At 42.1% G+C, this 12897-nt stretch carries 11 protein-coding genes; 5 read left to right on the top strand and 6 right to left on the bottom strand.

Translation table 11 applies throughout. The annotated features are described in order from the left end of the window. A complete protein-coding gene (locus QE417_RS12835; protein WP_311950536.1) occupies positions 1-309 on the bottom strand; it encodes a hypothetical protein in 309 nt (102 codons plus the stop codon). A gap of 166 nt (positions 310-475) precedes the next feature. On the opposite strand from QE417_RS12835, the gene ffh reads away from it, so the two are divergent. Beyond that, the gene (gene ffh, locus QE417_RS12830; protein ID WP_311950534.1) at positions 476-1804 is read left to right on the top strand and encodes a signal recognition particle protein; all 1329 of its coding nucleotides are present in this window, start codon (positions 476-478) and stop codon (positions 1802-1804) included. 86 nt (positions 1805-1890) lie between these two features. On the opposite strand, the gene QE417_RS12825 is transcribed toward ffh, so the two are convergent. The 3 genes from QE417_RS12825 to QE417_RS12815 all read right to left on the bottom strand — a co-directional run bounded on the left by QE417_RS12825 (position 1891) and on the right by QE417_RS12815 (position 5295). After that, a complete protein-coding gene (locus tag QE417_RS12825; RefSeq protein WP_311950532.1) occupies positions 1891-2895 on the bottom strand; it encodes an SDR family oxidoreductase in 1005 nt (334 codons plus the stop codon). Positions 2896-3008: 113 nt separating this feature from the next. Continuing rightward, positions 3009-3731, bottom strand: a complete 723-nt coding sequence (locus QE417_RS12820; protein WP_311950530.1) for a pyridoxine 5'-phosphate synthase — start codon at positions 3729-3731, stop codon at positions 3009-3011. A gap of 160 nt (positions 3732-3891) precedes the next feature. Next, entirely contained in the window at positions 3892-5295 is a 1404-nt protein-coding gene (locus QE417_RS12815) for an MBL fold metallo-hydrolase (RefSeq protein ID WP_311950528.1), read from the bottom strand. A gap of 112 nt (positions 5296-5407) precedes the next feature. On the opposite strand from QE417_RS12815, the gene QE417_RS12810 reads away from it, so the two are divergent. Genes QE417_RS12810 through QE417_RS12800 form a run of 3 tightly spaced genes read left to right on the top strand, consistent with a single transcriptional unit; the run spans position 5408 to position 7975 of the window. Continuing rightward, entirely contained in the window at positions 5408-5869 is a 462-nt protein-coding gene (locus QE417_RS12810) for a hypothetical protein (protein ID WP_311950526.1), read from the top strand. Positions 5870-5878: 9 nt separating this feature from the next. After that, complete coding sequence (locus QE417_RS12805) at positions 5879-6250, top strand: BlaI/MecI/CopY family transcriptional regulator (protein WP_311950523.1); 372 nt, start codon at positions 5879-5881, stop codon at positions 6248-6250. 18 nt (positions 6251-6268) lie between these two features. Continuing rightward, positions 6269-7975 carry a TonB family protein gene (locus QE417_RS12800; protein ID WP_311950522.1) on the top strand — a complete coding sequence of 569 codons (1707 nt, stop codon included), beginning with the start codon at positions 6269-6271 and terminating at the stop codon, positions 7973-7975. 8 nt (positions 7976-7983) lie between these two features. Here the strand turns inward: QE417_RS12800 and QE417_RS12795 are convergent, their stop codons facing one another. Together QE417_RS12795 and QE417_RS12790 are read right to left on the bottom strand one after the other, a co-directional pair. Continuing rightward, positions 7984-8844 carry a hypothetical protein gene (locus QE417_RS12795; protein ID WP_311950520.1) on the bottom strand — a complete coding sequence of 287 codons (861 nt, stop codon included), beginning with the start codon at positions 8842-8844 and terminating at the stop codon, positions 7984-7986. Between the two features lie 4 nt (positions 8845-8848). Beyond that, positions 8849-9883, bottom strand: coding sequence for a hypothetical protein (locus QE417_RS12790; RefSeq protein WP_311950518.1), 1035 nt, complete (start codon positions 9881-9883; stop codon positions 8849-8851). A gap of 781 nt (positions 9884-10664) precedes the next feature. Here QE417_RS12790 and QE417_RS12785 point away from each other — a divergent pair. Further along, on the top strand, positions 10665-12827 hold the full coding sequence (locus tag QE417_RS12785; protein ID WP_311950515.1) for an LruC domain-containing protein: 2163 nt from the start codon (positions 10665-10667) through the stop codon (positions 12825-12827). The last annotated feature ends 70 nt before the right edge of the window (positions 12828-12897 follow it).

The raw sequence follows: 12897 nt of genomic DNA, 5'->3' as shown, positions 1-12897 counted from the left end.
TTAAAGAGGCTTAACTACCACGGCTTCGGCAACAGGACGGCGGTTATATCCGGGCGATTTTTTAACCAGCATAAACGGTTTTTTGTCTTTGCCAACAGCTTTCTCTATTTTGTAATTGCCCGTATGCACATATTCCATTACTTGTTTTGTTTTTAATTCTTTGCCGGTTTCATCTTTATATACCGTGGCCGCTCCCTGATTTTGAGTAATGATGGCTGTAGTTTTAGTTTGTTTTGGCTGCGTTTGTGCCATAGTATTTACAACTGTAAATAACATCGCAACTAATGTTAGTTTGGTAAGCATTTTCATGATGGTAGAGGTTTATTAAAAGCAAGATATATAATAAAAAATAATAACTAAAATTTTAGGTGGTTTTTATTTTTGCTTTAACCGTAGGTTAGTTTAGCCCCTAACATACAACCTACCGCAAAAAACAATACCTTTGTAACCTCAAAATAAAGCAGTATTTATCAGCATGTTTGAAAATCTTTCCGATAAGTTAGACAGGGCGTTTAAGGTTCTGAAAGGCCAGGGAACTATTACCGAGATCAACGTGGCCGAAACCATGAAGGAAATTAGAAAAGCCTTACTGGACGCCGACGTAAACTATAAAACCGCCAAAGCTTTTACCGATGAGGTGAGGCAAAAAGCATTGGGCGAAAACGTGCTCACCAGCATTTCGCCGGGGCAGTTGCTCACCAAGATCATGAACGATGAGCTTACGGCGCTCATGGGCGGCGTAACAGCTGAGTTAAGCTTTCCGGCTACGCCTACCATCATCCTCATTGCAGGCTTAAATGGTGCAGGTAAAACCACGTTTACCGGTAAACTGGCCAACTTCCTCAAAACTCAAAAAAATAAAAAGCCTTTACTGGTGGCTGATGACGTTTACCGTCCGGCGGCTATTACTCAGTTACAAGTTTTAGGTGAGCAGATAGGCGTACCGGTTTATGCCAACCTCGAAAGTAAAGATCCTGTTGCTATTGCCCTTGAGGGTATTGCCCAGGCTAAGCAAAACGGTAATAACGTAGTTATTATTGATACCGCCGGTCGTTTGGCTATTGATGAGGCCATGATGCAGGAAATTGAGCAGGTAAAAGCTGCCGTTAACCCGCACGAGATATTATTTGTGGTTGATGCAATGACTGGTCAGGATGCTGTGAACACTGCCAAAGTGTTTAATGATCGTTTGGACTTTACTGGTGCTGTGCTAACCAAGCTTGATGGTGATACCCGCGGTGGTGCTGCGCTATCCATCAAATCGGTAGTTAACAAGCCTATCAAGTTCATTGGTACGGGCGAAAAAATGGAAGCGTTAGACGTTTTCCACCCCGACCGTATGGCCTCGCGTATTTTAGGCATGGGTGACGTGGTATCGCTCGTGGAGCGTGCCCAACAGCAGTTTGACGAAAAGCAGGCTGCCGAACTGCAAAAGAAGATACGTAAAAACAAGTTCGACTTTAACGACTTTTACAGCCAGATACAGCAGATCAAGAAAATGGGTAACATGAAAGACCTCATGGGCATGATACCTGGCGTTGGTAAAATGATGAAGGATGTGGAAGTGAGCGATGATGCTTTCAAATCAATAGAAGCCATCATTCAATCAATGACACCGTACGAAAAAGGCAACCCTGACAGCATTAACCAAAGCCGCCGTGCACGTATAGCCAAAGGCTCGGGCACAGATTTACAGGAAGTAAACCGTTTGATCAAGCAATTCGAAGATATGCGTAAGATCATGAAACAAGTAAGCAATCCCGCCGCCATGGCTAACATGATGCGCAGGATGCCTAAAATGTAAGTATAAAATATATCGATATAAAGAAAGCCGTATTCATGCTCATGAATACGGCTTTTTCTTTTACGACTGCAGGTTATAAATCCTGATCACGGATTACCCGACCCGCCCGAGGCACCATAGATTTGCCCGGTGGCATAACTTGCCGTGCTATCGGCCAGTTGCACGTATATTGATGCGAGTTCGCCGGGTTGCCCGGGCCTGCCCAGCGGGGTTTGGCCGCCAAACATTTTAAGTTTTTCCATAGTGGCGCCTCCGCTTACCTGCAACGGTGTCCATATGGGGCCGGGTGCTACACCGTTTACGCGGATGCCTTTTTCGCCCAGTTGCTTGGCTAATGATTTTACGGAGCTCATGTTGGCTGCCTTGGTTTGGGCATAATCATACAACTCGGCCGATGGGTCGTAAGCCTGTTCGGATGTTGTGAAGATGATAGAAGAGCCGGGTTTCAAATGCGGTAATGCTGCTTTGGTAGTCCAAAATGGCGCATAAATATTGGTCTTCATGGTGGCATCAAAATCTTCTGATGATACATCCATGATAGATTTTCGGGTTTGCTGGCGTGCGGCATTGTTTACCAGTATATCCAGTCCGCCTAAACCTTGTACAGCTTGCTCCACCAGCTTTTTGCAGAATTCTTCGGTGCGCAAATCACCCGGAATAGCTACGGCTTTGCGGCCTGCGGCTTTAATAAGTGCTACAACTTCTTTGGCGTCTTCTTCTTCGTTAGGTAAGTAGTTAATAGCTACGTCGGCACCCTCGCGTGCGTATGCAATTGCGGCTGCGCGGCCCATGCCCGAATCGCCGCCGGTTATAAGTGCTTTACGCCCCATTAACCTGCCCGAACCTTTGTACCACTTTTCGCCATGATCAGGACGTGGCTCCATTTTGCTGGCTAAACCAGGCCAGGGCTGGGTTTGTTCTTTAAACGGCGGTTTGGGGAATTTGGTGGTTGGGTCTTCGAGCACGGCGGTGCTTAAGCCTGAAGGCGCTGGAGCAGCGGCAAGTACAGGTGACACCGCCGCCACCGCTAAGCCAGCCCCCAGTCCGCCAACTATTTGCCGGCGGGTTAAGTTGTTATGTTTGTCAATCATGGTATGATGTAAATTTTCTTTACACTATAACCACTGCAATCACATTGGGTTTTAATAAATGATTAAATAAGTTTCAATTAAAGAAAAAAAACCAACAGAGGCTGTTGCTGTAATTATTTTGAGCTTAACCGTTGCAAATACATCTGGATGGTGTTTTCTAAACCATAATACAGCGCGTCGCAAATAAGGGCGTGGCCTATACTTACTTCTTGCAGGCCGGGTACATGTTCGGCAAAATATTTCAGGTTTTTAAGGTCGAGGTCGTGCCCGGCGTTGAGGCCCAAACCCACTTTCTGTGCTATCTCAGCGGCCTGTATGTATGGAGCGGCTGCCAGTTCTATGCCCTGGTGATAGTGACTGGCATAAGCTTCGGTGTAAAGTTCAATACGGTCGGTGCCGGTTTCGGCAGCAGCCTCAACCATATCATTAAGCGGATCGACAAACAATGATACGCGGATGCCCTCATCCTTAAAACACTTTACCATATCCTGCAAATAGCGTTTGTGGGTGATGGTGTCCCAGCCGTGGTTAGAGGTAAGCTGGTTGGTAGCATCGGGCACAAGGGTTACCTGGTGCGGCTTTACAGCCAGTACAAGATCTACAAATTTCTTTTCATCACAATTGCCTTCAATATTAAATTCGGTAGTAACCATGTCTTTCAGGGCATGTACATCGGCATAACGTATATGGCGCTCATCGGGGCGAGGGTGTACGGTTATGCCTTGCGCACCAAAGCGTTCACAGTCTTTAGCTACCTGTAACAAATCAGGGTTATTGCCTCCGCGCGAGTTGCGTAGGGTGGCTATCTTATTTACGTTTACCGAAAGGCGTATCATTGGGACAAGTATTATAAAATGTGTAATGCTTAAACAATGCAAACATATTTATAATTGATTTGATTTAGGGAATGATAAATCTCAAAAGAAGAGATGCTGCAACGTTGCCGCGCGCAGATCTTCTTTTGAGCATATAATACATTCTTTAAACCAACCCATTTTATTCCAACTCCACCCGCTCGTGCTGGTAAGGTATTTCAATATTTTTAAATCCTTTATCCCGCAAGGTATCGGCAAATTTTTGCTGAACATCGTACTCGCCGTGCACCAAAAATAACTTTTTAACATCTTCGGGGTTTTGGCAATTCAGAAAGTGCAGCAGGTCTTCGTAATCGCCATGGGCACTCATGCTTTTAATTACGCAAACCTGGGCTTTAACATCATAACGGTCGCCAAAAATGTAAACTTCCTTATCTCCACGTATAAGGTGGCCACCTAAACTGCTGGGTTCGGCATAACCTACCATAAGTATGGTGTTCTTTTTGTTATTGATGTTGTTACGTATGTGATGCCTCACCCGGCCCGCCTCGGCCATGCCCGATGAGGATATGATTACGCTGGGCCTTGTATCGGTATTCAGCGCCATCGATTCTTCGGTTGATTGCACGAAGCGCAGATTTTTAAACATGAAGGGATCATGGTCCACTTTCATCACCTCTATTACGTCTTTATTATATACTTCAGGGTGGTCTTTAATTACCTGTGTGGCCTGTAAGCTCAGCGGACTATCCACATAATAATTTACATCCGGCAGTTGCCCACGCAATTCTAACCCGTTTAGTGCATAAAGCAGTTCCTGCGTACGCCCAACGCTAAAAGCAGGAATGATCACCTTGCCGCGTTTTGCAATACAGGTGTCGTGTATAATGTCGCGAAGGGCATCTTCAATAGGCCCTAAATCTTTATGCAGCGAATCGCCATAGGTTGATTCGAGCATGATATAATCTGCCTGTGGAAACTTTTGAGGACTGCGTAACAATAGATCGCCATAACGGCCCACATCGCCGCTAAAGGTAATATTGGTGTATTTGCCATCTTCTAATATAGATAGGTGTATTGCAGCACTGCCTATCACGTGCCCGGCATCAGTGAGTTTAAACTTAAAGCAGGGCGTAACTTCTACCTCGTCATTATACTCTACTATTTTAAAGAGCCGTAAAGCTTCCATGGCCTGCTCTTCGGTGTAGAGTGCTGTTAGTTCTGTTTCGTTACGCTTTTTTCGTTGGCGATTCATGTATTCAGCGTCCTGCTGCTGTATTTTAGCCGAATCCATGAGCAGGATGCGGGCAAGTTCCATGGTAGGAGCAGTGCAGTATATAGGCCCCTCGTACCCTTCGGCAACCAGTTTGGGTATTAGGCCGCAGTGGTCTATATGGGCATGCGAGAGTATCATGTAATCAACCTTACGGGGGTTAAAGCCAAAGTGTTCATTCATGTCCTCGGTTTTTTCGCCAAGCCCTTGAAACAGGCCGCAGTCGAGCAGGATAGAAGTACCGTCGTTAAGTTGAACTATGTGTTTGCTGCCGGTTACATTGCGTGCAGCACCATGAAAAGTTATATGCATGTACTAATAATTGGTAAGATACTGAACTGTTTTATAATGTCAAATGTTCGGGTTTATGTAAAAAAAGTTTGACGACTAAATAATTAGTTGTAGCTTTATATGAATGAAATGCTTGACTGTCATAATTTTAATTCTTATTTCGGTAAAGGGATATGCCCAGCATATTGCCGAGACTTTTCAAGAGGCCGAGAAAAAGGGTTATTCGATGCAAAAGCTTGATGGTGAATATGCGAGTGCATTACATGCCGATAGCACAAAGGCCGTATTTAAGGGCGGCAGGTCGCAAGAGTTTTACAAGGCATATGCCAATATGCTGAACACTTTGGCCGTTTATTTAAATAAAAACAATTTTGTGTGGGAAAAGCCTACGCGCATATTTAACCGTATTTACTTTGAACCCGATGGATGCATAAGTTATTATTTGGTAAACCTTGAAAATACCGGTTTAACAGCCAGCCGTCAAAAGCAATTCATAACTTTGGTTAATAATTTTATACAGGATTATAAAATTGAAATAACCGGCAACAGCCGTTTTGCGCAATGCAGCCCGGTAATGTATCAAAACAGTAAATAAAACATCACTATGGAAATTAAAGAGCTAACCCGTGCAGAAGAACAGTTGATGCACGTGCTTTGGCAAATCAAAAAAGGGTATGTAAAGGATGTGATTGATTTACTGCCCGAACCTAAACCAGCTTATAACACGGTTTCAACCATCATTCGTATTTTAGAAACCAAGGGTTTTGTTGGCCACACCGCTTATGGCAAAAGCCATGAATACCATCCGCTTATCAGCAAAGATGAGTACCAAAACTTTGCTTCAGATAAATTACTTACCGGGTATTTTGATAACTCGGTAAAACGCATGTTCTCATTTTTTGTGCAGAAAGAAAAAATTAATGTGAAAGAGGCCGATGAGATCATGAAACTGATTGAAAAACTAAAGGATAAATAATACATAACCTCTCTGCTTATGACCTGGTGGCATTACCTGTTGCTCAGCAACCTGTATCTCATCCTGTTTTTTGGCTTTTATGCCTTGCTGTTACAGCGCGAAACGTTTTTTCAGCTCAACCGGATCTATTTGGTTGGGGCATCTGTAATATCGTTTTTTATACCGCTTATACAGTTGGATGTAGTAAAGAGCTGGTTTATTACCCAAAAGGTACATCAAACCATTTATAGCGCAAGCCCCCAGGCTATTTACACCTTTAACAATCAGCCCGATCAGCTCACCATGGGCGAGATAGCACGGGTAGTGTATATTGCCGGTATTGTTATATTGTCGGTAAAGTTACTTTGGCAACTGTTTGCCCTTAAACGCATGATTGTCAACAGGCAATTACCAGCTGCATGGTCGTTTTTTAAGAAAATAAAGGTAGATGAAGAGCTGGAGGGCCAGGAGGTGATTATTGCTCATGAAGAAGTACATGCCCGGCAATGGCACTCGGCCGATGTGCTTTTAATTGAACTGGTTATGATTATTAACTGGTTTAACCCTATTGTGTATTTGTACCGTTATTATATTAAACAAACCCACGAATTTATTGCCGACCGTGATGCGCTCAAAACAGGAACCAGCAAGGCTGATTATGCCATGCTGTTACTGAATCAGGCTTTTAACGCCCCGTCACATCACTTACTCAACCCGTTTTTTAACAGTAGTGTATTAAAAAAACGCATTATGATGCTACAAAAAAACAAATCGGGTTATGTAGCGCTGTTAAAATATGGCTTTTCGGCTCCTTTGTTTGCGTTGATGCTGGCCTTATCATCGGCCACTATAAACAATAGCGAGGTGGTAAAAACTATTAAGCGCGAGGCGTTACAGGTTTTTGAAGCTCCTGCTCCGGTATTAATTAATGCCCCGGTTGTAACTGAAGAGCTTACCGTTAAGCAACCCCGTACCGAAGAACTGGTAGCCAGTGTGCCCGAGTTTAAAGTAAATAACGAGTTGCTGGTTAAAGACAATCCTACAGCTAAGGTTGTTGATGAACCTATTGTAAAAGATTCCTTGCATATTAATGAAGCAAAGGAGATTTTTACCGCGGTAGAAAAGCTCCCCAATTTTGTGGGGGGGGTTAGAGGTTTTGCCGAGTTTTTACAGAAAAACCTGCACAACACCAATGGCAATCAAGGCCGGGTTAATGTAACCTTTGTGGTGCGTAAAGACGGGGAACTGACCGATGTGCGTGCACTAAAAGCAAGCACCCCGGCATTGGCCGAGGAAGCGGTTAGGGTAATAGCATCATCTCCAAAATGGGCACCCGGTGAGCAAAACGGCAAAAAGGTTGATGTGCAATATACCGTACCGGTTGTGTTTGGTGCAACAGCCCGTTACGAGGCCGATACCTCGGCAAAACGTGTGGTACAAACTATAAACTTTGTTCGGCGCGGTGATGTGAAAATTAAGGGTGCTGTTGATACCTTTAAAGTAACCAGCAGGTTTAGTACTAATAATAACGAAGCTGTGGTAACCGGCTTTTCTGTTAAGCAAGGCTCAAAGCCACTTGTTATAGTTGATGGCAAAGAAACAGATGTTGCCGCGCTCAAAACTATGGATGCCAAAACTATTGCCAGCATTAATGTTTTAAGAGAAGATGCAGCAGTAAAAGCCTATGGCAAAAAACATGAAAATGGGGTAATTATGGTTACCACCAAGCCTATGAAAAACCAATAGTACGTTAATTACTTACCTACGTTTTTAACTTTTTTAATTAAGCGTTCGGTAAAAAAGCCCACTTTATTTATGGGTTTGGCTGCTGGTTTTATGCTAACTTGAGTATAACCCTGTGTTACCGGCGGTGTAAACTTACGTAGCTCTTCAAACTGCTGGCGGTATGATGATACGAGGTGAACGGCAATGGTATCATTGGCAATAACCGTATTTTCGGTAGCCATAATTATTTGCTGCGGGTTAAAATAATTGATCTTATTACCTGCCGATGCCATAATTGCCCATAGCGTTTGCTCGGCCCATACTTTAAAAGTAACCAGCCCGTTACTAAAAGCTTTATCTTTCAATAAGTTCTCTAAGAAATCGAGGCTGAAAAGCTTATGCGGGAAATAGATGATCCCGGTATTTATTTTAGGATAAACGGCTTGCTTGAAATTAAAAAAGTTACCCGGACTAAATGATATAGCGTTTTGGGTGTCGTACATAAAAGTAGGCGTATCGTTAAAATCTGGCAGCTTATACTTCTGAAAAAAGAAAATATCACTGTCGATGAAAAATATATCATCATCATTGTACAGCGATACATCAAACAGCTTTTGCGCCAGCACATTCTCATCCCTGAACTTTTTACAAAGCGGATAATTTTTCAGCTTTTGCTCAATAATGGGTGTGCGTACCGTTTTGCGTATTACCGTTGAGCCGGGAAGCGAGGTAAGTAGTTTTTGCTCATCTTCATCGGTAACCGAACCATCTTCATAAATTTCCAGTAAAATCTGGTCTTCACTATGGGTAATGAAACTATGCAGGCATGCAATCGAAAAATCAAGTCCGCGTTGCCCCAGTAAGGTTTTACATTTTATAGTTTTTTGCATTTTATTACAGATGTTGAATAATGGTTGATGCTATGCTTTTTTGAGTTCGCTGCTTATACCAGTTTTGCAGGCCGGTACAGGCGGTGTTCATATCATGTACGGGTAGGGCAGATGCGGTGTCGAAATATTCCTTTTCAGGGACTAAGCCATCGAGCACTTTTTCTTTAATTGCGCTAAAATTTATGGGGACTACACTAAAGGCCGCATAAGCCGATAGTATGCCCGATTTGCCAATAATATGCGGTGCATAATCATATGCCCCATAAGCTGATTTGTTGAGGTACGGAGCAATATCTTCGGCCGCAAGCTTACCAAGTGGCCGGAAATCAACATCGGGGCTATAGTAATTCATAGAACCCGCTCCAATATCATATATTGTTTTTATGCCTGAATCCTTAATTACCCGGTTAAAAAAGGGGTTACCATATATAGCCGATCGTGAGGTTTGCGACCCAAAGATAACCATGGACGATGCCTCTTTGGCAATATGGGTATTGTAATATGCTTCAGGAATGTTGGAGCATAGGCCGGTAACAATAACCGTATTAGGCTTTCCATTTAGGGCTGCCGAGAGTATGCCCTTATATAATACACAGTTAGTGAAAGTTTGGTTGGCCACGGCATACAGTTGCTTTACAATTGCTTTTTGCAAATAACTGGTGTAAAAGGCCGTGCTCAGTATATTATTGCTGGTTGCATATAGTTCATGAAAATAAACCAGCACCTTACAGTTCGTTTCTTTTTTAAGCTTTTGTAATGCTTTAGGCATGTAAAAAGGCAGGCCCTTAATTTGGTAGGCATAACCTACAAAGTGCAGTATTACGGCATCGGGGCGGGCATCAATCAATTTATTGTACAGGTTGCCTGCATTAAATTCGCTCACATTATCGTCTATGTTTCCTGGTGGCTTGTTTACCACTAAAAAAAATTGTTCGGCCTCATATAACTCTCCTATGCTTTGCGAAACCAGGTATGAAAAATCGCCAAGACCGTTAATTACGGGCGGGAGTGTTGGGGTGATGTGTACAATTCGTTTCATAGATTGCTTTTAGGCCAAACCTGTAAGGTTACCCTGCTTAAAGCTTTACATTATTATATGCCGTGTTTGAGTATATCAGCTGTAGGTAATGATGTGCCCTAAGTTATACAAAATAATGGGTTTTGCCGAAAGCAATGCTTCATCAACTACCATATAATAATTGCTGAGTTTTAAACTGTGTAATTGTTTTAATAATATATGTTATAACATTTTTTTATATTAAAATGGGTATAATACTTAAAATCAATAATTTAATACTTATAAGATAATCTTTCTTTGGTTTTAGCATATTTCTTTCCTCTTATTTCAAGTCGGCTTTTCTTTATAAGCAATTTTGATATATACTTGTTATAAGCTGTTAAGAGTATGTTGTAACACTTAAATAACAATTATGAAGAAATAAATTTTAAGTAATGTTAAATTAAATATAGTATATGTTTAAACATTTGTACTCTAAATAAATATACTTCCTGTGTGTTTAAATATTAAAAACTGCCATTGGTGTGTTTATTTTAATATTTTATCGTTAAGTGAAATATTTTTTATAAAAAATGTAACCCAATAAAACCTTTAGGCGTATAAATCCATAAGTTGATTACCAACGCCGGCAATTAATAATTAACCCAGCTGTTTAAGGCAGGGGGACCAAATTAAACCAACAGTAAAAATTATTTTTCCTGGAAAGTTTTACCCTGATGCATTGCCCCTAAGATGCATATGGGAATATTATATCCTGCCCGCAACCGCTCTCCTGATTGATTTAAACTATTGATTGAATTTTATGAAAAAGAATTTTACACACATTCTTTTAGCCGGGATAATTATGTTTTCGGCTTGCAAAAAAGATGTCTTAGAGCAGAAAACATCCCAGCCGGTTACACAAGAGAATCCTCCGGCTGCTGTAACTCCTGAAGTGCCTTTTGTTGATGGTTTCAATTTTAAAACTACCAAAGACGTGAAATTGAGCATTGCATTAAAAACCAACAATGAGCAGCCCTTACCCGGTATTGTGGTAAGTGTATACCTGCCCGGCAATCAAATAGGAGAGCCCGTTTTTAAAGGTGTAACCAATACCAGCGGTGTAATACAAGGTTCGGTAACTATTGCCTCAACAGTAACCGGTTTAATCATTGACCCTGCTTACATAGGCCTTATACGTAATGCTGAAGCCAGCATAGCCGGCGACAATACGGTTACAGCCACTATTGGCGGCAAAGATGGTTTCAGCGGTAATATTTTGCCCGAAGACATTACGTTTACATCAAACGCTATTACCGATGTTAAAACAACATCGGCCTACAAAACTTCGGGTTATCAAACCACGGCTCTTTTAGCTACAAGTTTTGTATATCCGGGTACATACACCGCATCAACCGCAATTGTAAATAATGCAACTTACCCTAAAGCCTTAGGCCGGCCGGTTTATTTAGAAGCCACAAGTGATGTGCTTGATGCTTCTTTACTTTCCTATATCAACGCTTCGTTACCCGAGAATTTGCCGTTGACTACCACTCACCCCTCTTATTTAAACAGCACGGTAACTTCAACCCTAAACGTTACAGCTAAAACGGATGTTTATGTAACCTTTGTTTCGGAAGGTGCCGATCAGAAAAATACTTTAGGTTATTACACGTATCCTACCGGTAGCGCCCCAAATGTAGGCGCGAGCTTAGTGCCCATATTAGGTGGTATTGATAAAATTACCTGGGTATTTCCAAATGCTTCGGCAAATGGCTCGGGTGGTGGTTTAAAAGCGGGCGATAAAGTTAAACTGGGCAACTTTGCAGCCGGTACCACCATTGCTTTTGTAATGATAAAAAATGGCTGGAGTGGAACGGATGTTACTGCCGGTAATACCAAATTTTACTCAAACGATAGCTATAACCCCGGCTCAAAAAAACAAAGCATCTTATTATATGACGATGTTCACAAAAAGTTTGTATCAAGCTTTGAGGATATTGATCGCTCGGGAACCGGTTCGGACAACGACTTTAATGATCTTGTTATTTATAGTACTTCATCAGTTGCAGGTGCTATATCAACAACCAGCGTAGCCACAATTGACCGTGGTGGCGATACCGATGGCGATGGTATTCAAGACGCACAAGACGAGTTTCCTAATGATGCCGCACGTGCATTTACCAGCTATTATCCATCAAAAACAGTTTATGGCACTATAGCTTTTGAAGATATGTGGCCTAAAATGAGCGATTACGACATGAACGACATGGTAGTAAGTTATCGTTATAGCTACATTTTAAATTCTAAAAACCAGGTAGTTAACCTTAAAGCCGATTTTCAATTACGGGCAGTAGGTACCATTTACAAAAATGGTTTGGGTGTTGAATTACCTGTGGCTGCATCGACAGTAAAGTCAGTTACAGGTCAGAGAATTAGCGGTAACTATATTACCATGGCGGCCAACGGTGTTGAAAGCGGCCAAACCAAAGCTGTAATTATACCTTTTGATAATACCGATGCCTTATTTCCGGGTGTAAGCAACGCAATCAACCTTAACGTTTACAACCACAGCAGTAAGTTTACGGCTCAAACAGTATCTCTTAACATCGAGTTTAATTCGCCGCTTGCACAATCGGCTGTATTGGCATCAAATTTTAATCCTTTCCTTATAGCCAGGCAAGAGCGTGGCCGCGAAATACACCTGATGGGTTATAAGCCAACCGCAAAAGCCAATGCGGCATTATTTGATACGCAGGACGACGCCACTGTTCCGGCTCAAAACAAATATTATCTATCGTTAACCAACAAGCCTTTCGGCATTATGTTCAGCGATGCTTTTCAATACCCTACTGAGCTTAACGGTGTTGATAAGGTGTACAAAATGTATTCGCCATGGGCTACATCAAGTGGTTTAAACCACGCCGATTGGTACAGTAATACGGCATCAGCGTACAGGGTATCTTCTATGGTGTATTCACAATAAGCAAAAACTCAAGTGCACAGCAATAAGCAATCAAGGCTTTTGCTGTGCCTATATATCCAAATCAGCATAA

The organism is Mucilaginibacter terrae (assembly GCF_031951985.1).
Lineage (GTDB): Bacteria > Bacteroidota > Bacteroidia > Sphingobacteriales > Sphingobacteriaceae > Mucilaginibacter > Mucilaginibacter terrae_A.
Note: the sequence above shows the minus strand (reverse complement) of the source record. Positions and strands in the feature narration are given on the sequence as shown.

Coding starts and splice junctions, on each gene's coding strand:
- QE417_RS12835 (WP_311950536.1), bottom strand. CDS start 309: ATGAAAATGCTTACCAAACTAACATTAGTTGCGATGTTATTTACAGTT.
- ffh (WP_311950534.1), top strand. CDS start 476: ATGTTTGAAAATCTTTCCGATAAGTTAGACAGGGCGTTTAAGGTTCTG.
- QE417_RS12825 (WP_311950532.1), bottom strand. CDS start 2,895: ATGATTGACAAACATAACAACTTAACCCGCCGGCAAATAGTTGGCGGA.
- QE417_RS12820 (WP_311950530.1), bottom strand. CDS start 3,731: ATGATACGCCTTTCGGTAAACGTAAATAAGATAGCCACCCTACGCAAC.
- QE417_RS12815 (WP_311950528.1), bottom strand. CDS start 5,295: ATGCATATAACTTTTCATGGTGCTGCACGCAATGTAACCGGCAGCAAA.
- QE417_RS12805 (WP_311950523.1), top strand. CDS start 5,879: ATGGAAATTAAAGAGCTAACCCGTGCAGAAGAACAGTTGATGCACGTG.
- QE417_RS12800 (WP_311950522.1), top strand. CDS start 6,269: ATGACCTGGTGGCATTACCTGTTGCTCAGCAACCTGTATCTCATCCTG.
- QE417_RS12795 (WP_311950520.1), bottom strand. CDS start 8,844: ATGCAAAAAACTATAAAATGTAAAACCTTACTGGGGCAACGCGGACTT.
- QE417_RS12790 (WP_311950518.1), bottom strand. CDS start 9,883: ATGAAACGAATTGTACACATCACCCCAACACTCCCGCCCGTAATTAAC.
- QE417_RS12785 (WP_311950515.1), top strand. CDS start 10,665: ATGAAAAAGAATTTTACACACATTCTTTTAGCCGGGATAATTATGTTT.